We start from the raw sequence: 24,601 nt of genomic DNA, 5'->3' as shown, positions 1-24,601 counted from the left end.
CCCCAGCGGGTGGCGGCGACAGCGCCCTGGGGCATCACGCTTTCTTGTTACGGATACCCTATGAAAAGCGCAGAGATCAGACAGGCCTTTTTAACGTTTTTTGAAGAGCACGGCCACACGGCTGTTCCGTCTAGCTCGCTGGTGCCGGGCAACGACCCGACGCTGCTGTTCACTAATGCGGGCATGGTGCCTTTCAAAGATGTGTTTTTGGGTCGTGACCCTCGCCCCTACGTGCGTGCCACTTCTGCTCAGCGCTGTGTGCGTGCCGGCGGCAAACATAATGACTTAGATAATGTTGGCTACACCGCTCGCCACCACACCTTCTTCGAAATGCTGGGCAACTTCAGCTTTGGCGACTATTTCAAGCGTGACGCCATCCGCTTTGCCTGGACATTTTTGACCGAAACCCTGGGGTTACCCAAAGAGAAGCTCTGGGTCACCGTACATATCAGCGACGACGAAGCCGAGCGCATCTGGAAAGATGAGATCGGTATCGACCCCGAGCGTTTCTCCAAGCTGGACGAGGACAACTTCTGGCAAATGGGCGACACCGGCCCTTGCGGCCCCAGTTCTGAGATCTTTTTCGATCACGGCCCGGAAGTGTGGGGTGGCCCGCCCGGAAGCCCTGAAGAGGATGGCGACCGCTACATCGAGATCTGGAACCTCGTCTTCATGCAGTTCGAGCGCGATGCCCAAGGCACCCTCAATCCGCTGCCGAAGCCCTCTATCGATACCGGTATGGGCCTAGAGCGCGTGGCGGCGGTGATGCAGGGTGTGCACTCCAACTACGAAATCGATCTGTTCCAGAATTTGCTCAAGGCGGCAGCAGACGCCACGGGACATAGCGATACCACCGCGCCCTCGTTACGCGTCATCGCTGACCACATTCGCTCCTGCGCTTTCTTGATTGCCGACGGCGTACTGCCCTCCAATGAAGGCCGCGGCTACGTGCTGCGCCGGATTATTCGTCGCGCCATTCGCCACGGCCACAAGCTGGGCGCGGCCGAGCCGTTCTTCCACAAGCTGGTGAGTGCGCTGGATGCCGAAATGGGTGGTGCCTACCCCGAGCTGCGCGAGGCCAGCGAGCAGATCGCCCGCGTACTGCTGAAAGAGGAAGAGCAGTTTGCGCGGACGCTGGATCACGGTATGGGCTTGCTGAACACGGCGCTCGAAGAGCTGCAAGGTGATGTGCTGCCCGGCGAAACCGTGTTCAAACTCTACGACACCTACGGCTTCCCGTTCGATTTGACTGCTGACGTGTGCCGAGAACGTGAAGTGACACTGGATGAAGCCGGTTTCCAGCGTGAACTCGAAGCTCAACGCGAACGCGCTCGTGCCGCCAGCCAGTTTGGCGCGGATTACACGGCCTCTATCGAACTGGACGGCGAAACCCAGTTTACCGGCTACGAGCGGCTGGAAGACCAGGCCACCGTGACCGCCATAGTGGACAGCGAAGGCAACGCGCTGGCGGCCTTGGAAGCCGGTCAAAAAGGCACCGTAGTGCTCGATCGTACTCCGTTCTATGGGGAGTCCGGCGGCCAGGTGGGCGATACTGGCTACTTGCACGTCGATGGTGGTCGTTTTCAGGTGAACGATACTCAGAAACAGAGTGGCCACCACCTTCACCAGGGGGTAATGGTCGAAGGGAGTCTGAGTGTCGGCGCCAACGTACGCGGTGAAGTGGACGCCAGCCTGCGGAGCGCGACCATTCGTAACCACTCCGCGACCCACCTGCTGCACAAAGCACTGCGTATGGTGCTGGGCGATCACGTTCAGCAGAAGGGCTCGTTGGTCAACGCAGAGCGTCTGCGTTTTGACTTTAGTCACTTCGAACCGATGACCGCAGAGCAGCTTGCTGAGGTCGAGCGCATCGTCAACGAGCAAATCTTGGCCAACGCGCCGACCAAAATCGAGCAGATGAGCCTCGCCGATGCCAAGGCCAAAGGCGCGGCAGCACTGTTCGAAGCCAAATACGCTGATAACGTGCGCGTATTGACCATCGGTGCCGATGACTTCTCCATCGAGCTTTGCGGCGGTACCCACGTTAAGCGCAGTGGCGACATTGGCTGCTGCCACGTGGTCAGCGAAGTAGGTATTGCCTCGGGTGTGCGTCGCATTGAAGCGATCACCGGCGAAAACGCACTGGCGTATTTCCGTGAGCAAGAAGCCCGTGTTCAGCGGATTAGCGAACGCTTAAAAACCAAGCCAGAGCAAGTGGAAGCGCGTGTCGAATCGCTGGTGGAGCGCAACCGCAGCCTGGAAAAAGAGCTTGAGCAGCTCAAAGCGAAGCTGGCGAGCGCGGCGGGTAGCGATATGCTCAGCCAAGTGCAGGAAGTGGGCGGCGTGAAGCTGCTGGTAACTGAGTTGGATGGCGTGTCTGGTAAAGATCTGCGCGGCGTATTGGATCAGCTGAAAAACAAGCTAGGCTCTGGCGTGATTATGCTAGCCACTGCTGACAAGGCCGCTGGTAAAGTCAGCCTGATTGCTGGGGTCACTTCTGATTTAACTGGCCGTGTTAAAGCGGGCGAGCTGGTTAATCATGTGGCCTCCCAAGTGGGTGGCAAAGGGGGTGGGCGCCCTGATATGGCTCAAGCAGGCGGCAGTCAGCCAGAGGCGCTGCCGGACGCGTTGAACAGTGTCCCGGCTTGGTTGGAAAACACACTTCGCTAAATAGAGAGGCCGGTGGCATTATTTGCTACCGGCCTTTTTGCTAGTTAGGAAAGTTGGCAACAATAATATTCACCCTCCATTCCCGAACGTAAAGGAAAAACGGCATATGGCACTATACGTACAGAAGTTCGGCGGCACCTCGGTGGGCTCTGTCGACCGTATCAAGGCCGTGGCGGAAAAAGTTAAAGGCTTTCGCGACCAGGGCCATCAGGTAGTGGTTGTTGTCTCCGCGATGAGTGGCGAGACCAACCGCCTGACCGAAATGGCCCATGCTCTGAACGAGGATCCCGCCCCGCGTGAAATGGATATGTTGCTCTCAACAGGGGAGCAGGTGACCATTTCCCTACTGGCCATGGCGCTACAGCAAATTGGCGTGTCGGCGACCTCGCACACGGGTGCCCAGGTAGGAATTCATACCGACAGCGCCTACACCAAGGCGCGTATTCAGCGTATTGAAACTGACGATCTCAAATCTGACCTGGATGCAGGGAAGGTCGTGGTGGTCGCTGGTTTCCAAGGCGTAGACGAAGACGGCAATATCACCACGCTGGGGCGTGGCGGCTCTGATACCACCGGCGTGGCGCTTGCTGCCGCCTTGGGGGCTGATGAGTGCCAAATCTATACCGACGTAGACGGTGTTTACACCACGGACCCCCGTGTATGTTCCAAAGCGCAGCGCCTTGAAAGCATCACCGTAGAAGAAATGCTCGAACTCGCTAGTTTGGGCTCCAAAGTGCTGCAAATTCGCGCTGTTGAATTCGCCGGTAAATACAACGTGCCGCTGCGGGTACTGTCTAGCTTTGAAGACGGCCCTGGCACCCTGATTGTTGCAGATTCAGACCAAGACGAGGATTCTATGGAAGAACCGCTAATCTCCGGTATCGCGTTTACCAAGAACGAAGCCAAACTCACCCTGCTGAATACGCCGGATGTACCTGGTGTGGCTTCACGTATTTTGGGGCCGATTGCCGACGCGAATATTGAAGTAGATATGATCGTCCAGAACGTTGCACCAGCTGGCGATTACACCGACTTCACCTTCACCGTGGCAAAAGGTGACTATAAAGCCACCAAAAAGCTGCTAGAAGAGACCGTTATTCCTGACCTGGGCGGCGGTGAGCTGCGCGGCGATGACAACATTGCCAAAGTGTCGCTGGTCGGCGTTGGCATGCGCTCTCATGCGGGTGTTGCCTCTAAAATGTTCCGCGTATTGGCCGATGAAAACGTTAATATCCGTATGGTCTCTACTTCAGAAATTAAAATTTCTGTCGTAATTGACGAAAAACATATGGAGCTTGCAGTTAACGCCTTACACAAAGCGTTTGGTCTCGATAAGTCCGATATCGAATCTGAATAACAATTGTGGCCTAAACCTTCTACGCTGAAGTTACTCGCTGCCGTGTGGTGGTGAGCTTTCTTTCAACGGGAGGGTAAGGTGTCATAGGGGCCAAAGCCTTTGGTGGCAGGCGTCACCATGCCGCATAATGGCATGGTGACGCCGCTGGCGGACACATCCCGTTGTATAAAACGTCTGAGAAGGAGATCAGCCATGCTCATCCTAACCCGCCGCGTTGGCGAAACGCTGATGATCGGTGATGAAATTACCGTCACAGTATTAGGTGTGAAAGGTAATCAAGTGCGCATTGGTGTGAACGCACCAAAAGATGTCGCGGTTCACCGTGAAGAGATCTATCAGCGCATTCAGCGTGAACGTAATAGTGAAAGCGAATCAGAATAAATGGCTGTCCGTGTTACGCTCATTAAAGGGCGTTTAAGCGGTGATTTTAGGCCGGCGCGAAAAAAATCGGAATAAGGCTGGACACCAGCCATCAAAATCGGTAATATTCGCGCCGTGCCGTTGAGGAGAGGTGGCCGAGTGGCTGAAGGCGCTCCCCTGCTAAGGGAGTATAGGGTTTATAGCCCTATCGAGGGTTCGAATCCCTCTCTCTCCGCCAACTGCATGATGTAGCATCGTAATTTGATACGCGCCCGTAGCTCAGCTGGATAGAGTACCTGACTACGAATCAGGTGGTCGGAGGTTCGAATCCTCCCGGGCGCGCCAAGTTGCAAAGCTAAGTGCTTGATGTTACACTGATTTCATTGCTTGATGAATTAGGCAATGACTGAAAAGCGCCCGTAGCTCAGCTGGATAGAGTACCTGACTACGAATCAGGTGGTCGGAGGTTCGAATCCTCCCGGGCGCGCCAGATTTCAAAACCCGCTCTCATTAAAGAGCGGGTTTTCTGTTTTCTAGCCTGACTAACGTGGCTCGCGCGTTAGTCTTGCGATCGTGTAAAGCGCCCCCGCAACTTTGCGGAAGGGCGCTTTTTTTTGGCTCGTAGGAAATGAGGTGGGTCGGACCCGCGTATGGGTCGAAAAAAAGCGCCTCGATAGGCGCTTTGACTCAGCAGGTTCAACGGCGGCTGGTTCAGGCACTTCGCCCGGCTTAGGCGGGTTCGTAGGCGGCGAGGGCGCTTGCGCTAGGGGTAAGGCTGCCGAGAAGTGCGTCCAAGTCGGTCAGGCGCTTCAGACGCTGAAAGTGCTGGTCGGCTTCAGCGTTGCCTTGACGCATCTGGGCAAGCCACTGCTTCACCAGCGACACGACCACGCGGTCAGGAAGGTGTTGACGCTGGAGCGCGGCGTACTCTTGCAGTACGCTGGCGCGCATTTCCCAAGTGGTTTCCGCCAAACGTTCGCCGGTTTGTTGCCAGTAGCGAATCCGAGGTGCCAGCCAGGGGTCAGCCAGCGCGCTGCGTCCGAGCATCACATCGCAGCAGCCGGAGAGCGTGCGTGCCTTCCAGTAATCCTCAAGCGTCCAGATATCGCCATTGGCCACCACAGGGATCGAGAGGTGGTGGCGCACTTTGCCAATCCACTCCCAGTGAGCGGGTGGGCGATATCCCTCGTCCCGTGTCCGGCCATGTACGACCAAGCGCGCTGCGCCGCCTGCTTCCGTCGCCTGCGCACAGGTCACCGCCAAGCGGCGATTGGCAAATCCCAGGCGAATCTTCGCGGTCACCGGAATTGCGCCGTCTAGCGCCTCTGCGACCGCTTTGACGGCCTGGTAGACGCGGTCGGGCTGGCGCAGTAGCGATGCGCCGCCGTCGTGGCGGTTCACCAGCTTGGCTGGGCAGCCAAAGTTGAGATCCACGCTAATGGCCCCAAGGGCTAGCGCCTGGCGGGCATTTTCGGCTAGTGCCCTAGGGTCGGAGCCGAGTAGCTGCAGATGGACGGGTACGCCGTTAGGCGTCGCTACCGGGCGGCCGGTGAGTTCGGGGCAGTGTTTGTAAAACACCCGTGGGGGAAGGCGGGTATCCACTACCCTGACAAACTCCGTCACCGTCCAGTCGAAACCGGCCTGGCGAGTCAGTAGATCGCGGGTGAGCGCATCAATAACGCCTTCCATCGGTGCAAGACCGATCTTGCCTTTATGTAGTAAATTAACAACCATGACTTCCACTATGGCGCGATTGCATTCTATCCTGAATGTGGCAGGTTAGTGTATTACCCTTATTGCGCCAAGCGCCGTTAGAGGCGTTTGGCGTGCCAATAACCCTATAAAACAAGGAGAGCACGCTATGCAGGGGTCGGAGTTACTCCAAGAGGGGCTCGCTCTAATGGGCCTTGGTATGGGCTTTGTTTTTGTTTTTCTTACTATTTTGGTCATTAGCGTTACGCTGATGTCGAAGTTGATCGACCGCTTTCAGCCTGCTCCAGTGGCAGCGCCAGCGGGTCGAAATAGTGCAAAAACACCCGCCAGTAACGGCCAAAATGACGAAGTTGCCGCGGTGATCAGTGCTGCAGTGCATCGTTACCGCTCGTCCCGCCGTCCGTAAGACGCACGCTTTTGTGTGCTTATTTCGCTCTGATGGCTATTTTTTTGTTAAATTTACTACAAATCCATAACGCTAAACTGTGAGCCACGACCATGAATGAAACAAAACGTCCTCTGGGAATCACTGATGTTGTCCTGCGCGATGCGCACCAATCGCTGTTTGCTACGCGCCTGCGCTTGGATGACATGCTGCCCATCGCCGAAAAGCTGGATAAAGTCGGCTACTGGTCTCTGGAAACCTGGGGCGGTGCCACTTTCGATGCGTGTATCCGTTATTTAGGAGAGGACCCGTGGGAGCGTATTCGTGCCCTTAAAGAGGCGATGCCGAACACACCTCAGGCAATGCTGCTGCGCGGCCAAAACCTGCTGGGCTACCGCCACTATGCCGATGATGTCGTCGATAAGTTCGTCGAGCGTGCTAAAACCAACGGCGTTGATGTGTTCCGCGTGTTTGACGCCATGAACGACCCGCGCAACCTGGAACGCGCCATCAAAGCGGTTCGCCAAGTCGGTGGCCATGCACAGGGCACCATTTCCTACACGGTGAGCCCGGTACATACCCTGGATAGCTGGGTAGATCTTGCCAAAACCATTGCTGCAATGGGCGCAGATTCTCTGGCTATCAAGGATATGGCGGGGCTACTCACGCCGTATACCGCTTACGATTTGGTCTCACGGCTGAAAAAAGAGCTCTCCATTCCAGTGCATTTGCACTGCCATGCGACGACCGGCTTATCCACGTCGACCATCCTGAAAGCGGTCGAAGCGGGGGTTGATAACGTCGATACGGCGATTTCCTCCATGTCGATGACCTATGGCCACAGCCCGACTGAATCCGTGGTTGCCATGCTCAAAGATACTGACCGCGACACTGGGCTAGACCTGGAGTTGCTGGAAGATATCGCGGGCTACTTCCGTGAAGTGCGCAAAAAGTACGCTTCTTTTGAAGGTTCGCTGCGCGGCATCGATTCGCGCATTCTGGTGGCCCAAGTTCCCGGCGGTATGCTCACCAATATGGAGAGCCAGCTAAAAGAGCAGGGCGCTGGCGACAAGCTGGATGACGTGCTGAGCGAAATCCCCCGCGTACGCGAAGACCTCGGCTTTATTCCGTTGGTGACGCCCACCTCACAGATTGTGGGCACTCAGGCAGTCATGAACGTCATGATGGGCGAGCGCTATAAGTCGATCTCTAAAGAAGTGCAGGCGCTGCTGAAGGGCGAATACGGCTCTGCCCCGGCTCCTTTCAATGCCGAATTGCAAAAGCGTGTACTGGAAGGCGGCGAGCCGATTACTTGCCGCCCGGCAGATAACCTCTCTCCAGAAATGGACAAGCTCGCGGCCGAGCTGAAAGAGAAAGCCAGCGCCGATAGCATTCGCCTTGCCGAGGGCGAGCGGGAAGTGGATGACGTGCTGACCTATGCGCTGTTCCCGCAGATTGGCCTGAAATTCCTCAAAAACCGCGACAATAAAGACGCCTTTGAGCCTGCGCCCGAAGCGCCTCAGGCAGCCGCCCCAGCTAAGGCAGAGGCTCCCGCAGCAGCACCTGCGCCTGCCGGTGGTCCGGAAACCTACACCGTGAAGCTCAACGGTAAGGCTTACGTGGTCGAGGTGTCGGAAGGTGGCGAGATTGGCGATATTCAGGAGCAGCCTGCTGCACAGTCTGAGGCTGCCGCCCCAGCGCCCAGCGGTGAAAGCATCGATGCGCCGCTGGCCGGTAACATCTTCAAGGTGAATGTACGCCCAGGCGACCAAGTGGCCGAAGGCGATGTGGTGATTATCCTGGAAGCCATGAAGATGGAAACCGAAGTGCGTGCCAGCAGTGCCGGTACGGTATCGAAAGTCAATGTCAGCGAAGGCGATAGCGTCGCTGTTGGCGATGCACTGATTGAGCTTTAAGGGCAACTCGGGAATGGATAAATTAATCACCTTATGGGAAGGCTCCGGGCTCTATAATCTGGAGCTGGGCCAAGCGGTTATGATCCTGGTAGGGCTTGGGTTGCTCTACCTGGCGATCTACAAGAAGTTTGAGCCCCTGCTGCTGGTGCCAATCGGGTTTGGCGGTATTCTTGCCAATATTCCTGAGGCAGGCTTGGCGATTTCAGCGCTGGATCAAGCGATTGAAGTCGCCAAGCCCGCCGTGCTGCAGCAAATGGCTACAGCGTTGGGCGCGACGCTAGATCCGCTGACTGGGGTAGAGGGTTGGCGCGAGACGCTGAAAGCGATTGCCCATGATTCGGCTGCGCCGGATCAGCTGCGCGCCGCGAAAGATATCGCAGTGAGCGTCGGCTACAGCGACGGCATGCTCTACAACTTCTATAAGGTCGCCATTGGCTCGGGCATTGCGCCGCTGCTGATCTTTATGGGCGTTGGGGCAATGACCGATTTCGGCCCGCTGCTGGCCAACCCGCGCACGCTGTTTCTGGGCGCGGCGGCACAGTTCGGCATTTTCGCTACGCTGTTCGGCGCCGTGCTGCTCACGTCCATGGGCATTATGGACTTCTCGCTCAATCAGGCGGCAGCGATTGGTATTATCGGCGGGGCAGATGGCCCGACCTCTATCTATGTGTCCAGCGTACTTGCGCCGGAGCTGCTGGGGGCGATTGCCGTGGCCGCCTATGCCTATATGGCGCTGGTGCCGCTGATCCAGCCGCCAATTATGCGTCTGCTGACCACCGAAAAAGAGCGCAAGATCACTATGACACAACTGCGTCCGGTCTCTAAGCTCGAAAAAGTGGTTTTCCCGCTGATGCTATTGATCGCCGTGGCGCTGTTTCTGCCGGACGCGGCACCGCTGCTAGGCATGTTCTGCTTTGGTAACCTGATGCGCGAGTGCGGTGTGGTCGAGCGCCTTTCCGATACCGCGCAAAACGCGCTGATCAATATCGTGACGATCATTCTGGGGTTGTCGGTGGGTTCCAAGCTGATGGCGGAGAGCTTCCTGGCGTTCGAGACGTTGGGGATTCTGGGTCTGGGGATCGTGGCTTTCGGTATCGGTACCGCCGCCGGAGTGTTGATGGCCAAGCTGATGAACCTGGTCAGCAAAATGCCCATCAACCCACTGATTGGCGCGGCGGGTGTGTCTGCTGTGCCGATGGCGGCGCGTGTGGCGAATAAGGTCGGTCTGGAAGCGAACCCGCATAACTTCCTGCTGATGCACGCCATGGGGCCGAACGTTGCTGGGGTCATTGGTTCGGCAGTGGCTGCCGGTGTGATGATCAAGTACCTGGGATAAGCGGCTAGTTAGACAGCACGTCTGCCGCTATAGAACGCGGCTTACCGAGCAAGCGCTCGTGTAAGCCGCGTTTTTTTATGTTCGCTGTAGCTCAATGGATGTTTTAAGGCGGTTTTCCAGTCCGCTGATATCCAGCTCGACATCGCGTGGCCAGCCAATGGTTAAGCTCACGCCGTTGCCATCGTACTCCGCCTGTTGCACGGGCAGTGCCTGCTCGTCGCACCAAGCGCGGGCTTGCGCTTCGTGGGCGAAGCTGACCTTTAATAAATAGCTATCCCGCTCGACGACTTCCCGGGTGGGCAGCGTTTCCAGCCCGGCATTGACCGCCTGCGCATAAGCGCGTGCCAAACCTCCGGTACCTAACTTGGTGCCGCCAAAGTAGCGAATCACCACGCAACCAATTTCGCCAATCTGGCTGCCCTGCAACGCCTGGAACATCGGACGGCCTGCGGTTCCGCCGGGCTCGCCGTCGTCGGAAAAGCCAATATGCGTTTGCTCTCCAGGAGGTCCGGCGATAAACGCAGTGCAGTGATGGCTGGCATTCGGGTGGGCAGCTTTGGCCGCTTGAAGCAGCGCGTCGAAGGCGTCGGTGGTAGGAGCGTGGCACACCCAGGCCAAGAACTGACTCTTTTCAACGTCAATCTCGGCGGTGTGCCATGTCTCAGGGGCTAAATCAGGGACTCGATAGCGCAAATAGTACTCTCAGCAGGGTGGATAACGTTAATGGTGCCGGGTTTCCGTTGCGTGGTGGGCCACACCCATCACCATGCCCAGCACCTGGATATCACAATTATGCAGGAAGACTTCGGGCATCGCTGCATCTTCGGGCCATAAATGAATGCCTAAACGGCTGATAGAGAGCTGCTTCAGCGCCACTTCCCGCTGGTTAATCGTTGCTACGGCGGTTTCTTGATGAGCGTCGTGCTGGTGGCGATGAATGATAATAACGTCACCATCGAAAAGATTGCAGTCGCGCATGCGATCGCCGCGAATACGCAGGGCGTAGGTGTTGCGACGTGTGACGCGAGGGGCTGTGCACGCTTGGCGCGCATGTGATGAGGCGCTGCGAGACGCTAGTGGGGTAGGCGTCGATGGCGCTACCGGTTGAGACAGCGTCTGAGAGGGTACGTAAGAAGGTACGTGAGACGTTACCTGAGGGGATAGGCAAATCGTCATAGTGTGTTCTCCCATGCAGCGCCCGTTGCCAAGGCGTTTGATTGAGTCGATAGCTGTAGTTTTATTCTGTGGTGTCTATTTATACAGTTGTTACAGTATAAGCCTGTTTTTGCATACAGTTCTAGTGCTGTCTCACACCTGGGTTTCTTACGCGGAAATTGAGACAGGTCACGCTGCGACCCAAGACCGCAGAGCGTGACTGGCGAGAAAGGGCCTTTCCGTGTAGAGTTCGACCCAAAATCAACGTGCCTGGAGTGTCTTTTGAGCCTGTGCCTGCAAGCCCGACAATTGGCCTGTGAACGCGACGACCGTTGGCTGTTTGAAGGGCTCGATCTCGATATCCAAAGCGGTGAGATCGTGCGCATTGAAGGCCCCAACGGCAGCGGCAAGACAACGCTGCTGAAAATACTCTCTGGCCAATTAACCGATTACCGTGGCGAGCTTTACTGGAATGGCGAACCCATGCGCCAAGCCCGTGAACATTTTCTCGCCAATTTACTCTATCTAGGTCATGCCCCAGGCGTGAAAGCAGGCCTGTCACCGCTGGAGAATCTAGCTTGGTATCAGGCGCTTAGCGGGGAAAAGGGCAGCGAACCTGCACGTGAGGCAGCGTTGGCTGCCGTTGGGTTGGCGGGGTTTGAAGATGTCCCCGCCGGCCAGCTTTCAGCCGGGCAGCAGCGGCGCGTGGCGCTGGCACGCCTGACCCTGACCCAGCGGGCGCTGTGGGTGCTCGACGAGCCTTTCACCGCAATCGATCGCCAAGGGGTGGCGGCGCTAGAGGCGCAGCTGGTGGCGCATGCGCAGTCTGGCGGCTGCGTTCTGGTCACTACTCACCACGCGTTGACCGAGTCACCTGTGCTTAGGCGCATTCAGCTGGGGTAAGAAGGAGACAGCGTTGCAACGTTCATACGCTCAACTGAGCACCCCAGAGGTGGCTATGCATGCACCCCAGGGCGGTTTGATGGTGGCCATAAAGGCAACCCTCAAACGCGACCTCACCTTGATGTTGCGCCGTCGTGGCGAAGTGCTCAATCCGCTGGTGTTCTTTGCGCTGGTGATTACCCTGTTTCCCATTGGTATTTCACCGGATCCAGAGCTGTTGGCAAGCATTGCGCCAGGGCTTTTATGGGTGGCCGCACTGCTCGCGGCACTGCTTTCGCTGGATAGCCTGTTTCGCAGCGACTACGACGATGGCAGCCTGGAACAACTATTACTGGCACCCCAGCCGCTGGCGGCGCTGGGGTTGGCAAAAGTGGCGGTACATTGGTTGCTGACGGGGCTGCCGCTGGCACTGATGGCACCGCTGCTGGGCATCATGCTGTCGCTTCCAGCGGGAAGCTACGCCGTGCTAGCGCTGTCGTTGGCACTCGGTACGGCCAGCTTGAGCTTAATTGGGGCGATCGGAGCGGCGCTAACAGTAGGGCTGGCCCGTGGCGGTGTGCTGCTCTCGCTGCTAGTGCTGCCGCTCTATATACCAGTACTAATTTTCGGCGCAGGTGCCGTACAAGCCGCTATTTTTGGCGAGGGTATTGCCGCGCATCTGGCGATTTTAGGCGCACTGTTAGCGCTGGCGCTGATGTTGGCTCCCTGGGCCATTGCGGCATCGCTGCGCATCAGCATTAACGGTTAGAGGACGGGAACACCATGTGGGCCTTTATCAACAAACTAAGATCACCCAAGTGGTTCTATGCCATTAGCGCCAAGCTGCAGCCACTTTTTTGGGTGGCGGCGACGCTGCTGCTGTTGGTAGGCACCGTCTGGGGGTTGGCCTTTGCGCCTGCGGACTATCAACAGGGCAATAGTTTTCGCATCATTTATGTCCACGTACCCGCCGCATTCCTAGCCCAATCCATCTTTGTCTCCATGGCGGTCTCCGGGCTGGTATTCATGGTCTGGAAGATCAAAGTGGCGGATATGGTCGCCACCGTGATGGCCCCGCTGGGTGCCGCGATGACCTTCGTAGCGCTTTTTTCGGGCGCAGTATGGGGCGTGCCCACCTGGGGAACCTGGTGGATGTGGGATGCACGGCTTACCTCCATGCTGATTCTGCTGTTTCTCTACCTGGGCGTAATTGCCTTGCGCGGTGCGTTTAGCAGCCGCGATAGCGGTTCCCGTGCCGCGTCGGTGCTAGCGATGGTTGGCGTGATCAATATTCCGATTATTAAGTACTCAGTGGATTGGTGGTACACCCTTCACCAGCCCGCCACTTTCACGATTACAGGCCGCGCTGCCATGACCATGGACATGTGGGCACCGCTGCTGATCATGGTATTGGGCTTTTACAGCTTTTTTATTGCGCTCACGCTGATGCGCACGCGCAGCGAGATTCTGCGTCGAGAAGCCAATAAGCGCTGGGTGCGCGAGCTTGCCGAGGAGACGAACTAATGGCCTTTTCCTCGCTAAACGAATTTTTTGCCATGGGCGGTCACGCGGTCTACGTGTGGGCTGCCTGGGGAGTCACTGCGCTGTTGATGCTAGTGATTGTGTGGCACGCACGTCAGGAGCGCCGCCAGCTACTCAACGTGGTAAAGCGCCGGGCGCGTCGTGAAAATGCCCAGCGCAACGCTCAGCCATCGCACGCGCAGCCCCTGCAAGAGCCAGTTAACTCTGCTCAGAAGGACGTTCACCATGACGCCTAAACGTAAACAGAAGCTGTTTGTTATCTTAGGGCTATTGTCGCTCACCGCCATTGCGGTGGGGCTCACCCTGTATGCGCTGCGCGCCAATATCAATCTGTTTTTCAGCCCGGTACAAATTGCCCAAGGCGATGCCCCTATGGAGCGCCAAATTCGCGCGGGGGGCATGGTCAAAGAGGGCTCTGTGTCCCGCGACCCGGAAAGCCTGGATGTGGAGTTCGTGGTAACTGACTACGTGGATGATCTAGAGGTCTACTACAGCGGTATTCTGCCGGACCTGTTCCGTGAAGGGCAGGGCGTGGTGGTGGTTGGCGAGCTTCAGGCCGATGGCCGCCTCTACGCCGATAAAGTACTGGCGCGCCACGATGAAAACTACATGCCGCCCGAAGTGGCGCAGGCACTGGAAGAAGCAGGCTACTCCCCGGCCGACTTTCAAGCGAAAGCTGCCGAAGTGGGCAAGCGCCTAGAGCAGGAAGGCTCCCCAGAAGGAAGCGACTATTAACGACTGCACGCACGCTGTGCGATAAAGCCTGATGCTAATTCGGAGCACCCATGTTGATTAAGATCATTCCTGAAATCGGCCACTTTGCCCTGGTTATCGCGCTACTCATGGCGGTGGTTCAGGCGGTGATGCCGCTTGCCGGGGCTGCCACGCGTCGCCCGCTGTGGATGGCCTATGGTCGTCCCATGGCCATCGGCCAATTCCTGTTTGTGACCATTGCCTACCTCTGCTTGACCGCCAGCTACATGCTGGACGATTTCAGCGTGGCTAATGTCGCTAACAACTCCAACTCTCTGCTGCCCTGGTACTACAAATTCAGCGCCGTGTGGGGTAACCATGAAGGCTCGGTGCTGCTATGGAGCTTGATGCTGGCGGGTTGGGGATTCGCGGCATCGGTCTTCTCGGGCGACTTGCCCCGCGACATGGTGGCCAGGGTGCAGGGCATCATGGGCATGGTGTGTGTGGGCTTCTTGCTCTTCATTCTCATGACCTCCAACCCCTTTGAACGCCTGCTGCCCAACATGCCGCAGGATGGCGCGGACCTGAATCCGCTGTTGCAGGATTTTGGCCTAGTGGTTCACCCGCCGATGCTCTACATGGGTTATGTGGGCTTTTCGGTGGTGTTTGCTTTCGCGATTGCCGCCCTGCTGGGCGGGCGCTTAGACGCCGCTTGGACCCGCTGGGCGCGCCCCTGGACCAACGTGGCCTGGGCGTTTCTCACCGTCGGGATCGCACTCGGCAGCTGGTGGGCCTACTACGAGCTTGGCTGGGGCGGCTGGTGGTTCTGGGACCCGGTGGAGAACGCTTCGCTATTGCCCTGGCTAACGGGCACGGCACTGGTTCACTCGCTGGCGGTGACCGAAAAACGTGGCTCGTTCAAGAGCTGGACGGTGCTGCTGGCGATCTCGACGTTCTCGCTGTCGCTGATGGGCACCTTCTTGGTGCGCTCGGGCGTACTGACCTCGGTCCATGCCTTTGCCAATGACCCCTCCCGTGGCTTCTTCATTTTGATGCTGCTGGCGATTACCGTCACGCTATCGCTGCTAGTGTTTGCCCTGCGTGCGCCGCGGGTGAGCCATAAGGTCGGTTTTAACTGGCTCTCGCGGGATTCGCTGCTGCTGATCAACAACATCATTTTGGTCATCATGACCGTCACGGTGCTCTTGGGCACGGTGTACCCGCTGATTCTGGATTCTCTGGGGTTGGGTAAAATCAGCGTAGGCCCGCCTTACTTCAATGCGCTGTTCGTACCGCTCACCGTGGTGATGTGTGTCTTCATGGGCTTGGGGCCGGTGGCGCGCTGGAAAAGCATGAGCGGTCGTGAGCTGTGGCGCAAGCTAGGTCTCGCGGCGGCAGCTGCCATCGTGCTGGGTGTGGCCATGCCGTTGGTCTACGGCGGCGAATGGAACCTGTGGGTGTCGCTGGGCATTATTTCTGCGCTGTGGATCGTCTTGCCGATGGTGCGCGACCTGTTCGACAAGACCCGTCACGCCAGCTCGTTTGTCGCCGGGCTGCGCAAGCTCTCGCTCTCTTATTGGGGAATGGTGCTGGGCCACGTGGGCATTGCGGTGACCATCGTGGGCGTTGCCGTCGTTTCGAACTACAACATCGAACGCAACGTGCGCATGTCGCCGGGCACCACCGTGGAAGTGGCGGGCTATCAGTTCACCATGACGGAACTCACCAACCGACGTGGCCCCAACTTCCTGGCCGATACTTCGATCATTCAGGTACAGCGCGGGGACGAGGGACGCAGCTTCGTGATGCGCCCCGAGAAGCGCCTTTACCTCGCCACCGGCATGCCCATGACCCAAGTTGCGCTGCGCCCTGGTTTGTTCCGCGACCTCTATGTGGCCATGGGTGAAGACCTGGGCGACGGCAGCTATGCCATGCGCGTCCAGTACAAGCCGTTTGTGCGCTGGCTGTGGTTAGGCGGCCTGCTCATGGCCTTCGGCGGCATCTTGGCCGTAGCGGATAAGCGCTACCGCCGCGCAGCCGCGCGCCAACCTGCATCCTCACGTATTGATCAATCTCCGTCACAGGAGGCCACGGTATGACACGCCGCCTGCTGTTGCTTCTTTTACCCATCGGTTTTGTGGGCATCGCGCTGTTTCTCTATCAAGGGCTGGGGCGCGACCCTTCACAGCGAGACTCAGCGCTGATGGCGCGGGATTTTCCTGCGTTCGAAGCCTCCACGTTGCGGGATGCCAACCGTCAGGTGGATCAATCGCTGCTGACAGGGGAGGTCACGCTCGTCAACGTATGGGGCGAATGGTGTCCCGCCTGCAAGCAGGAAATGCCGCAGCTGTTAGAACTCGCTGATAACGGCATCCGTATGGTGGGCATCAACTACCGAGATACCCGCGAGAAAGGCTTAGAGTTTTTAAGCGAGTTTGGCGACCCCTTTGAAGTGAATGTTTTCGACCCTGAAGGCAGCCTGGGCTTTGATCTTGGCGTCTACGGCGCACCGGAAACGTTTTTGGTAGATGCCGACGGGGTCATTCGTTACCACCATAAAGGCTACGTATCGCCTGAAGACGTTCGCGAGCGCATCCTGCCGGAGGTGGAAAAATGGCGTTAATGCGTTGGGTGTTCGCTGCTGTTCTGCTAACGCTGGCAGGCAGCGTTGTCGCGGCAGGCATTGAACTCCGCGAGTTCGACGACCCGGTGATGGAGCAGCGCTACCGTGATCTGACCTCCTCCATGCGCTGCCCGCTATGCGAAAACCAGGCGATCGATGACTCGGACGCGCCGATCTCTGGTGATATGCGCGAGCGGGTCTATCAGCTGCTTCAAGACGGTCAGTCGGATATCGAAATCATCAACCACATGGTGCAGCGCTTTGGGGAGTACATCCTCTACAACCCGCGCCTGGAAAACCGCACCTACCTGCTGTGGGGGCTACCCATTGGGTTGGTGGTGCTAGGCATGCTGGTCGTCGTGCTGATGGTACGCGCCCGCCGCAATGCATCTGCGAAAGCGTTGAGCGCAGAAGAACGCGCCCGCTTGGATGCCCTGATTAACCGCGAGAGGTCTTCATGACACCGCTCTGGATAGCGATTGCCTTACTGTTACTGCCCGCGCTGTGGCTATTAGTTGCCCCCATGCGCGGTGCCCGCGTTCTGCGCGACCAGCTAGATCACTTTGAAGCCAACGATACGTCTGCCGAGCAGAACGTGGCGATTTTCCAGCGGCGCATGGCGTCCCTGGAAGCGGCACGCGAGCGTGGCGACATCGACGACGCTCGTTTTAATGAAGATCGCCTAGAGCTAGAGCGCAGCCTGCTGGAAGACACCGCCACTCAGGCCAAGCGGCCACTGAAAGCTGCGAGCGCTGGACGGCTGGTGGTGCCGCTGGTCATGGTAGCGGTGGTGGGTGCCAGTACGTTTTGGTATCAGCAAAACGGTGCCGAAGGAGACCTGACGCTCTACGCGATTCAAGAAGAGATCAGAAACGACCCGGAAGGCTCGTTGATGATGTTCCTGGAGCGCATGGAGGCCGAAGCCGAGCGCCAGCCTAACAACCCCAACGTGTGGAGCTCGCTGTTTCCACTCTACCGGGATACCGGTCAGCCTGACAAAGCAGTCGATGCGCTGGAGCGCTTGATCGCCATCGAAGGGCGCATTCCGCCGCTGCTCGCTCAGTTGGCGCAGCTCCGCTTCTTCATGGCCGAGCGGGAGTTAACGCCCGAGGTACAGGCGCTGGTCGATGAAACGCTTGAACTAGACCCCCGTCAGCCCACCGTGTTGGGGCTTCTGGGCATTCACGCCTTCGATAACGGTGATTATGAAACGGCCGTCGACCGTTGGCGCCGTGCCGTTGCCAATATTTCAGACCCAGAGACGGCTGCTTCCCTGCGTGATGGTATCCGTGTGGCCCAAGAGCGCATGGGTGTCGCACCGGAGCCATCTGCCGCCGCTCAGGGCCAAGGCGTGCGGGTGAGCGTCTCGCTGGATGAGGCGCTGGCAGACCGTGTCAGCGACGATGCGACGGTGTTCATTACCGCACGGGACATCGACGGCGAGCTGCCGCCGCTGGCGGTGACCCGCGCTCGGGTCTCTGAGCTGCCGATGACCGTGGTGCTGGACGACGCCGCTGCCATGTCGCCGCAAGCGCAAATCTCCCAGGTGCGTGAAGCGCGCCTGGTGGTGCGTGTCTCGGAATCTGGGCAGGCCACGCCGCAGCCTGGGGATCTGTTTGGCGATTTGGAGAGCGTTAGCGTCGGCCCCATTCGCGAAGACGCTACCGCCAATGTCGTTATCAACCGTGTTTTTGAATAACCACCACGTAAGCTACCGCTGCTAAGGGTCGCAATGCGCTTAACCTCTATACGTCTCGTTGGGTTCAAGTCCTTTGTCGATCCGGTCACCGTGCCCTTCGATGGCAACATGACGGCCATCGTTGGGCCCAACGGCTGCGGTAAATCCAATATTATCGACGCCGTGCGCTGGGTGATGGGGGAGTCCTCCGCCAAAACCCTGCGCGGCGAATCCATGGCCGACGTTATTTTCAACGGCTCTACCGGGCGTAAGCCGGTAGGGCAGGCTTCTATCGAGCTGAAGTTCGATAACCGCGATGGCGGTATGGGCGGTTTATACGCCCAGTACTCAGAAATTGCCGTCAAACGCTTGGTGACCCGGGATGGTCAGTCCAACTACTTCTTCAACGGCCAGAAGTGCCGCCGCCGGGATATCGCCGACCTGTTCATGGGGACCGGCCTAGGCCCGCGCTCCTACGCCATTATCGGCCAGGGGATGATCTCGCGGCTGATCGAAGCGCGCCCGGACGACCTGCGTGCCACCCTCGAAGAAGCCGCGGGGATCTCCAAGTACAAAGAGCGCCGTCGGGAAACCGAAAACCGCATGCGGCGCACCCAGGAGAACCTGGAGCGCCTGGACGATATTCGCGAAGAGCTGGATAAACAGCTCGAACGCCTCAAGCGCCAAGCGGAAGCCGCCAAGCGTTACCAAGAGCTCAAACAGCAGGAGTATCGCTTGAAAGGCGAGTTGGCGCTGCTGCGCGGCCGAACCCTGCGGGCCGAACAGTCTCACCAAGAGAGCCGTGTCCGCGAGCTGGAAATTGCCGTCGAAAAAGACGTGTTTGGCGTGCGTCAGTGCGAAACCCGCCTGGAGCAGGCTCGCGAACAGCACGACGAGCTGGCCGACGTGTTGGACCGCCACCAGCAGCAGTTTTATGAAACCACCACACGCATTGCCCGCTTAGAGCAGGATCAAGCCCACCGCCGCAGCCGCGAAGCACAGCTGGCTAACGACATTGCCACCGCCCGACGGGATCTCGACGAGCAGCGCCAGGTCAGCGAGGGCGACCAAGAGCGGCTCGCGGTGATCGACGAGCGCTTTGAGGAGCTGCTGCCCGAGCACGAAGCGCTGGAAGAGCAGCTCGAAATGCTCGAGCAGACCCTGGCCGACGCAACGCCAGCGCTGGAAGCCGCCGAACAGCAGTGGGCCGACGCCGAAAACCGCTGGCGTGAGGCCAGCCGCGATGCCGACCGTAGCCAAGACCAACTGCGTGATTTAGAGCAGCGTATTGCCCGTTTGCAGGCTGAGGGGCAACGCCGCCGCCAGCAGCGCGGCGAGCTGGCCGACATGACTGCGCTACAAAACGAGCACGCCGAATACCAAGCCCGCCTGGAAGAAGCCGACCAACGTGCCGACGCCTTCCAAGTGGAGCGAGAACAGTGGCAGCAGCGCTACAGCGATGCCAAAAGCGCCTACCAGCAAGCGGTAACCTCCCGCGACGAGCAGCGCGCTGCGCTGAGCCAGCAGCAGGGTGAACTTGCCTCGCTGCAGGCGCTGATGGATGCCGCTCTGGCCGATCACGACCCTCAGCTAAGCGAAACGCTGGCCGCTCATGGCCTCGCCGATGCATCCCGCTTGGGTGAAGCCATTTCGGTCAGCCAAGGCTGGGAGCGGGTTATTTCCTGGCTACTCGCCCCTTGGTTAAACGCCCGACTGGTAGCCACCCATCAGTTAAACGCGCTGCCCGAAGCGCTAGCGACGGAGTGGTGCTTGATTGATCAAGCGCCGCCTTCCACAGCCACGGCGGGCCCAGGCAATCGCCTCAGCGATTTGGTGAAAGGCGCAGGCGCGCTAACGGAGTGGTTAGCAAGTATTCACTATGTTGATACCGCCGAGGCGGCCGAAGCGCTGCTGGCTAGGCTTGCCCCTGGTGAGAGTGTGGTCAGCCAAGACGGAGTATGGCGCGGTCGCGGTTGGCTGCATCAGCAATCCAATGGCGAAGGCGTCGATGCGCTACTGGTCACTCGTCGTCGCTTTGAGGAGCTGGCCGCAGAGCGTGAGCGGGCGGAAGAGGCGCTGGCGCTCTTGGATGAACAGTGCGAAGCCGCCAACGAGACGATTGAAACGTTAGAACTGACCCGTGAGCAGCAGGCGGAGCAGGAGCGTGACCACGCGGCCACCCGCCAACAGCTAGCAGTGCAAGAGCAGCGGCTTGCCCAACGCCTTGAGCATCTCTCCAGTCGCGCCACGGAGCTGGACGACGAACTGGCCCAGCTGCAAGAAGATGAGGCGGAGTTAACACTTACTTTAGAAGAGCAGCGCGCTCGTTGGCACACGGCCATGGAGCAACTGGAAACCGCCGCAGAAGCCCGCGAAACCAGCGCCGAACAGCGCCACCGCCAGCGTGAGCAGCGCGAGCAGCTCAACCAACAGCATGCCCCGCTCAAAGCGCGGCAGCAGGCGCTGGCCTTGGAACGTGAGCGCTTAAAAGCCGAGCGCGACAGCCTGCGTGCGCAGCAGTCCCGCTCAAGCGATACCGAAGAGCGCCTCTCACTGCGTATTGCCGAGCTGGAAGAGTCCCGTGAAATGCTGGTCGAGCCCGACGAGCTGGCCGCAGAGGAGCTCGAAGAGCTGCTCCACCAGCGCGAACAGCAGGAACGGCGGCTCAACGAAACGCGCCAACAGGCCCAGGCGCTAGCCGAGCAGCTGCGCAACGATGAGTTAGCCCGCCAGCAGCACGAGCGCAATCTTGAACAGAGTCGCGAACAGCTCCAGCAGCGCCGCATGGAAGTGCAGGCGCTGGCGCTCAAAGCAGCGACCCAGGATGAGCAGTTAGCAGAACTAGGCCACGATGCCGATGCGCTCGCCAGCACGCTGCCCAGCGATGCCAGCGAACCTGCGTGGCAAGAGCGTTTGGAAAGTACCTCGGAAAAAATCCGCCGCCTGGGGGCGATCAACCTTGCGGCCATCGAGGAGTACGATCAGCAGGCCGAGCGGCGTAATTACCTAGAAGCCCAGCATGCCGAGCTCACCGAAGCACTGGAAACGCTGGAGCGGGCGATCAAGCGGATCGATCAAGAAACCCGCGTCCGTTTCCGGGAGACGTTCGATCAGGTCAATAACGGTCTGCAAACGCTCTTTCCCCGTGTGTTTGGCGGTGGGGCGGCGTGGCTGACGCTGACCGGTGATGACCTGTTGGAAACCGGCGTGGCCATCATGGCCCGCCCGCCGGGTAAGAAGAACAGCACGATTCATCTGCTATCCGGTGGGGAAAAAGCCCTAACTGCGCTGTCGCTGGTCTTTGCCATTTTCCAGCTCAACCCGGCCCCGTTCTGTATGCTGGATGAGGTCGACGCTCCGCTGGATGACGCCAACGTTGGCCGCTATGCCAAGCTGGTGAAAGAGATGTCCGAAAGCGTGCAGTTCATCTATATCACCCACAACAAGATTGCCATGGAAGCCGCCGAGCGCCTGATGGGGGTCACCATGCAAGAGCCCGGCGTTTCGCGTTTGGTTTCCGTGGGTATTGATGAGGCCGCTGAGTTGGTCGAATAGTGCGTGTGGCTCATGGCTGCGCCGTGTTGCGACTTCCCTAGAGTTTCCTTATTTGCCAAGGCGTGCCTGTCACCTGGGTGCGCCAGCGCAAGCGGATAGTAACGCCATGCCCACGAAATGCTTTGATAACAGCAAGTTGTTGAAAAAACGTGGTGTTGGCGGTGGGGTCGTCGCGGCCGTATAGGCTTAAGTCCCGCTTATCGCTTGCGAATCATTACCTGTTGTTAAAGCGCAATGCGTTCATAAGAAACTAGCGATAGTGAAAAACATTCACTAGCATAACGTTTAAATAGGGTGAACTGAGTGGGTAGCGGCCTCACACGGCACTCCGCGTTTGGCCACCCGTATCAGAGATGGAATGACGCGGAAAGGGCACTTTTGATGGTTGATAAGGTCGAAAAAATCGCCTAAAAAGCTCCCTTAGCGGCTCAAACGTGTGAAAATCAGCAAAAATTGGCTCTTTTCGTAGCAACCGCGCTATGCTTGGTGCTAAATATCGATTTATAAGAAGGTTCCCATATTCTGGCGCAGTGCCGCTCACTGTGCCCTAGTAACCGGTTAGATGACCCATGGAATGCTCGACATGGAATTAAGAGAGTGGTTAATCATTCTAGGACTGGCACTGGTTTCGCTAATCGTTGTCGACGGTGTGCGTAGGCTCCAGCGTCAGCGTCGTGTACCCCGGCTAGATCAAGCGGTAAAGGATTTACCCACCGCCAAGCTAGAAGAGTTCGACGACGAGGCGAGAGAGGCCGAGATCAATTGGGAACTGCCTAACGGCGGTGCCCGGGTCGTTAAAGCTGCTGACTACAGCGGGCTGGGTCAAAAACCCAAGCTAGAGCGCCAAGAGCATCCAGGGCCTTCTAGGGTGCTGTATGATTTCCGTCGCTCGTTTACCAAATCCTCAGGAAAGCCAAAACCCGCAGCAGCGAAACCTAACAAGGCGGAGCCGGCTGTCCAGGCAGCTACTGTTAATGTGTCAGCAACAGCTGATGCGTCTGCTGAAACCAGAAACGAAATGCGCGAACCGCCACGCCGTGAGCCAAGTGTCTTTACAGCTCGTGAAGAGGCCCCGAAAGCAGAGACCCCCCAGCCAGCGACCCCGGAGTCGTCCATGAGTGCCATGGAAGACGAAGCCCCCCAGTCTCAGCAAACAGGTACAGCACCTGCGTCGTTCTCCGCCACTGATGAAGCACCTAGCGAACAGCCGAACACCGCTGAGCTAAACGCCTCTCATACACCAGAGCCCCATGCTGAGCTGGAAAGCAACCAAGCTCCTGAAGAGCCAGCGGCCGTTGAGCCAGATATTACTCCTGAGCCCGAGCCGGTGCTTCGCGCCGAGCCTGAAGATGCGGTATTTGCCAAGCACGCTTCCGACGCACCCAAGCGCCGCCAGTTGCGCGCCGACACGGTGGGCGATCACGAGTTAGATGACGACGAAATTGATGAGTACCGACTGGTCGACTTTGAAGGCATTGGCCGTTCCTTCAAGCGGCGTATTATTGAGCGCCGTAAAGAGAAGGCCATTAAAAAAGCTGAAAAAGCCAAGCGTGCTGAAGCTTTAGCCAAACAGAAAGCCGAACGCAAAGCGCTGGCAGCCGAGCAGCGCCGTGAAGCGAAGCAGGCCGCTGAAGCGGAAAAAGCGCGTATCGCTCAAGAAAAAGCTCAAGCTCGCGAAGCCGCTGCTGCTAATGAAGCTGCCGCCCAGCGCGACGCCGTGCAGCAGGCGCATGCCGAGTCTGAATTAGAGCGCTACGCAAACAGCGCTAGCCGCTATGAAGATCACTACCAGAGCGTTGATGACGAGTACGATGACGCTTATGCAGCCCAAGGCGTTGTGCGCGCGCACCCTACGTTGGAAAAAGCTCTGCGTCATGACGTGAACGGCGAGCACGCCAAAGAGACGCTTGCCAATGCTGACGAGTTGGTAGTCATTAGCGTGCTGTCGCGTGATCCCGAAGGTTTTGATGGCGACAAGTTACTTGAATTAATGATGGCCTGTGGGTTGCGCTATTGCCGCGCGATGGGCGTCTTCAATCGCTTTGAAACGGAAAGCCCCAATAGCGAGCTGCAGTTCTCGATGGTGAACGTGCTCAAACCCGGCACTTTCCCCATCGAAGAGATGGATGAGTTTGTAACGCCTGGGATCACTTTCTTAATGCCCCTGCCCGGCGCGGTGGATAGCTCGGCTGCTTTTGAAGCAATGGTCGAAACGGCCATGGTGGTGGTACGCCACATGGGCGGCGAGCTGAAAGATGAAAACCGCAGCGTGATGACGGCGCAAACCATCGAGTTTGCGCGGCAGCGTGTTCATGAATTTGAGCGTCGCCACCGCCTGCACCGCCATATGCAGGCTCGCTAAACGCCGCGTTGTGCGAACACCCGCCTTCCTCAAGAAGGCGGGTGTTTTTGTTGGTGCGCCAGGCATGGCGCGCAGCGCCAATTAGGCGCTATCCGGTCCGCCGTGGTGGTTGGCCGGATGACTTGGGGGTGAAAGTCCCCTACGGACCCTGATAGCGGGAACCGTTAGCTGAACAGCAAGGGTGTTCGTCGTGAGGCGGAATCTGAAGGAAGCTGTAGGCAAACTCCTGGCCCGACGAACAGGAACCGCATATGAGGCAGCCACATCTGGGCGAGAGGGCCATGAAACTCGAAGCCCAATAGCTATCCAGAAGATGTGGAAGTAGATGCGGCGGGTAGATGGGAGGAAGGTCGCGCGTCTTACCCTGGGAGGCC

The 24,601-nt window shown here is 58.3% G+C and carries 20 protein-coding genes and 3 tRNA genes; 20 read left to right on the top strand and 3 right to left on the bottom strand.

Annotated elements, in window-relative coordinates; genetic code table 11:
* Window positions 1-60: 60 nt before the first annotated feature.
* From alaS to BMY49_RS12550, 6 genes are all read left to right on the top strand, one after another.
* The gene (gene alaS / locus BMY49_RS12575) at window positions 61-2,670 is read left to right on the top strand and encodes an alanine--tRNA ligase (RefSeq protein ID WP_089675710.1); all 2,610 of its coding nucleotides are present in this window, start codon (window positions 61-63) and stop codon (window positions 2,668-2,670) included.
* Window positions 2,671-2,776: 106 nt separating this feature from the next.
* A complete protein-coding gene (locus BMY49_RS12570; protein WP_044630003.1) occupies window positions 2,777-4,027 on the top strand; it encodes an aspartate kinase in 1,251 nt (416 codons plus the stop codon).
* A 192-nt stretch (window positions 4,028-4,219) separates the two neighbouring features.
* Complete coding sequence (csrA, locus tag BMY49_RS12565) at window positions 4,220-4,408, top strand: carbon storage regulator CsrA (RefSeq protein WP_009722197.1); 189 nt, start codon at window positions 4,220-4,222, stop codon at window positions 4,406-4,408.
* 124 nt (window positions 4,409-4,532) lie between these two features.
* Window positions 4,533-4,625: transfer RNA gene (locus tag BMY49_RS12560), tRNA-Ser, on the top strand.
* A gap of 30 nt (window positions 4,626-4,655) precedes the next feature.
* Window positions 4,656-4,732: transfer RNA gene (locus BMY49_RS12555), tRNA-Arg, on the top strand.
* Window positions 4,733-4,800: 68 nt separating this feature from the next.
* Window positions 4,801-4,877 (top strand) — tRNA-Arg (locus BMY49_RS12550).
* A gap of 239 nt (window positions 4,878-5,116) precedes the next feature.
* Here the strand turns inward: BMY49_RS12550 and BMY49_RS12545 are convergent.
* Window positions 5,117-6,121, bottom strand: coding sequence for a tRNA dihydrouridine synthase (locus BMY49_RS12545; protein WP_244154965.1), 1,005 nt, complete (start codon window positions 6,119-6,121; stop codon window positions 5,117-5,119).
* A 127-nt stretch (window positions 6,122-6,248) separates the two neighbouring features.
* On the opposite strand from BMY49_RS12545, the gene BMY49_RS12540 reads away from it, so the two are divergent.
* From BMY49_RS12540 to BMY49_RS12530, 3 genes are all read left to right on the top strand, one after another.
* Window positions 6,249-6,506: an OadG family protein gene (locus BMY49_RS12540; RefSeq protein WP_044630001.1), complete on the top strand. Its 258-nt coding sequence runs from the start codon at window positions 6,249-6,251 to the stop codon at window positions 6,504-6,506.
* Window positions 6,507-6,598: 92 nt separating this feature from the next.
* Window positions 6,599-8,401 (top strand): sodium-extruding oxaloacetate decarboxylase subunit alpha, encoded by a 1,803-nt coding sequence (gene oadA / locus BMY49_RS12535; protein ID WP_044630000.1) that lies wholly within the window; start codon window positions 6,599-6,601, stop codon window positions 8,399-8,401.
* A gap of 13 nt (window positions 8,402-8,414) precedes the next feature.
* The gene (locus BMY49_RS12530) at window positions 8,415-9,737 is read left to right on the top strand and encodes a sodium ion-translocating decarboxylase subunit beta (RefSeq protein WP_089675709.1); all 1,323 of its coding nucleotides are present in this window, start codon (window positions 8,415-8,417) and stop codon (window positions 9,735-9,737) included.
* Between the two features lie 75 nt (window positions 9,738-9,812).
* Here the strand turns inward: BMY49_RS12530 and BMY49_RS12525 are convergent, their stop codons facing one another.
* Complete coding sequence (locus BMY49_RS12525) at window positions 9,813-10,430, bottom strand: IMPACT family protein (protein ID WP_044629998.1); 618 nt, start codon at window positions 10,428-10,430, stop codon at window positions 9,813-9,815.
* A 27-nt stretch (window positions 10,431-10,457) separates the two neighbouring features.
* The gene (locus BMY49_RS17890; protein WP_228219755.1) at window positions 10,458-10,913 is read right to left on the bottom strand and encodes a LexA family protein; all 456 of its coding nucleotides are present in this window, start codon (window positions 10,911-10,913) and stop codon (window positions 10,458-10,460) included.
* A 261-nt stretch (window positions 10,914-11,174) separates the two neighbouring features.
* Here BMY49_RS17890 and ccmA point away from each other — a divergent pair, with 261 nt between their 5' ends.
* From ccmA to zipA, 11 genes are all read left to right on the top strand, one after another.
* Window positions 11,175-11,795: a cytochrome c biogenesis heme-transporting ATPase CcmA gene (gene ccmA / locus BMY49_RS12515; RefSeq protein WP_044629996.1), complete on the top strand. Its 621-nt coding sequence runs from the start codon at window positions 11,175-11,177 to the stop codon at window positions 11,793-11,795.
* Window positions 11,796-11,850: 55 nt separating this feature from the next.
* Window positions 11,851-12,543: a heme exporter protein CcmB gene (gene ccmB / locus BMY49_RS12510; protein ID WP_062372482.1), complete on the top strand. Its 693-nt coding sequence runs from the start codon at window positions 11,851-11,853 to the stop codon at window positions 12,541-12,543.
* 14 nt (window positions 12,544-12,557) lie between these two features.
* Complete coding sequence (locus tag BMY49_RS12505; RefSeq protein ID WP_058579617.1) at window positions 12,558-13,298, top strand: heme ABC transporter permease; 741 nt, start codon at window positions 12,558-12,560, stop codon at window positions 13,296-13,298.
* Entirely contained in the window at window positions 13,298-13,552 is a 255-nt protein-coding gene (gene ccmD / locus BMY49_RS12500) for a heme exporter protein CcmD (RefSeq protein WP_044629993.1), read from the top strand. The genes BMY49_RS12505 and ccmD overlap by 1 nt, the downstream gene beginning before the upstream one ends.
* Window positions 13,542-14,051: a cytochrome c maturation protein CcmE gene (gene ccmE / locus BMY49_RS12495; protein ID WP_044629992.1), complete on the top strand. Its 510-nt coding sequence runs from the start codon at window positions 13,542-13,544 to the stop codon at window positions 14,049-14,051. The genes ccmD and ccmE overlap by 11 nt, the downstream gene beginning before the upstream one ends.
* 50 nt (window positions 14,052-14,101) lie before the next feature.
* The gene (locus BMY49_RS12490; RefSeq protein ID WP_089675708.1) at window positions 14,102-16,108 is read left to right on the top strand and encodes a heme lyase CcmF/NrfE family subunit; all 2,007 of its coding nucleotides are present in this window, start codon (window positions 14,102-14,104) and stop codon (window positions 16,106-16,108) included.
* Entirely contained in the window at window positions 16,105-16,632 is a 528-nt protein-coding gene (locus tag BMY49_RS12485) for a DsbE family thiol:disulfide interchange protein (RefSeq protein ID WP_058579615.1), read from the top strand. Before BMY49_RS12490 ends, BMY49_RS12485 begins: the two co-directional genes overlap by 4 nt.
* Entirely contained in the window at window positions 16,623-17,093 is a 471-nt protein-coding gene (locus BMY49_RS12480; protein WP_062361584.1) for a cytochrome c-type biogenesis protein, read from the top strand. Before BMY49_RS12485 ends, BMY49_RS12480 begins: the two co-directional genes overlap by 10 nt.
* Window positions 17,090-18,331 carry a c-type cytochrome biogenesis protein CcmI gene (gene ccmI, locus BMY49_RS12475; RefSeq protein WP_089675707.1) on the top strand — a complete coding sequence of 414 codons (1,242 nt, stop codon included), beginning with the start codon at window positions 17,090-17,092 and terminating at the stop codon, window positions 18,329-18,331. The genes BMY49_RS12480 and ccmI overlap by 4 nt, the downstream gene beginning before the upstream one ends.
* A 33-nt stretch (window positions 18,332-18,364) precedes the next feature.
* The gene (gene smc / locus BMY49_RS12470) at window positions 18,365-21,865 is read left to right on the top strand and encodes a chromosome segregation protein SMC (RefSeq protein ID WP_089675706.1); all 3,501 of its coding nucleotides are present in this window, start codon (window positions 18,365-18,367) and stop codon (window positions 21,863-21,865) included.
* Between the two features lie 583 nt (window positions 21,866-22,448).
* On the top strand, window positions 22,449-24,227 hold the full coding sequence (gene zipA, locus BMY49_RS12465; RefSeq protein WP_089675705.1) for a cell division protein ZipA: 1,779 nt from the start codon (window positions 22,449-22,451) through the stop codon (window positions 24,225-24,227).
* The last annotated feature ends 374 nt before the right edge of the window (window positions 24,228-24,601 follow it).

The organism is Vreelandella aquamarina (assembly GCF_900110265.1).
GTDB lineage: Bacteria > Pseudomonadota > Gammaproteobacteria > Pseudomonadales > Halomonadaceae > Vreelandella > Vreelandella aquamarina.
The sequence above is the reverse complement of the archived record's forward strand: the minus strand, read 5'-3'. Positions and strand labels throughout refer to the sequence as shown.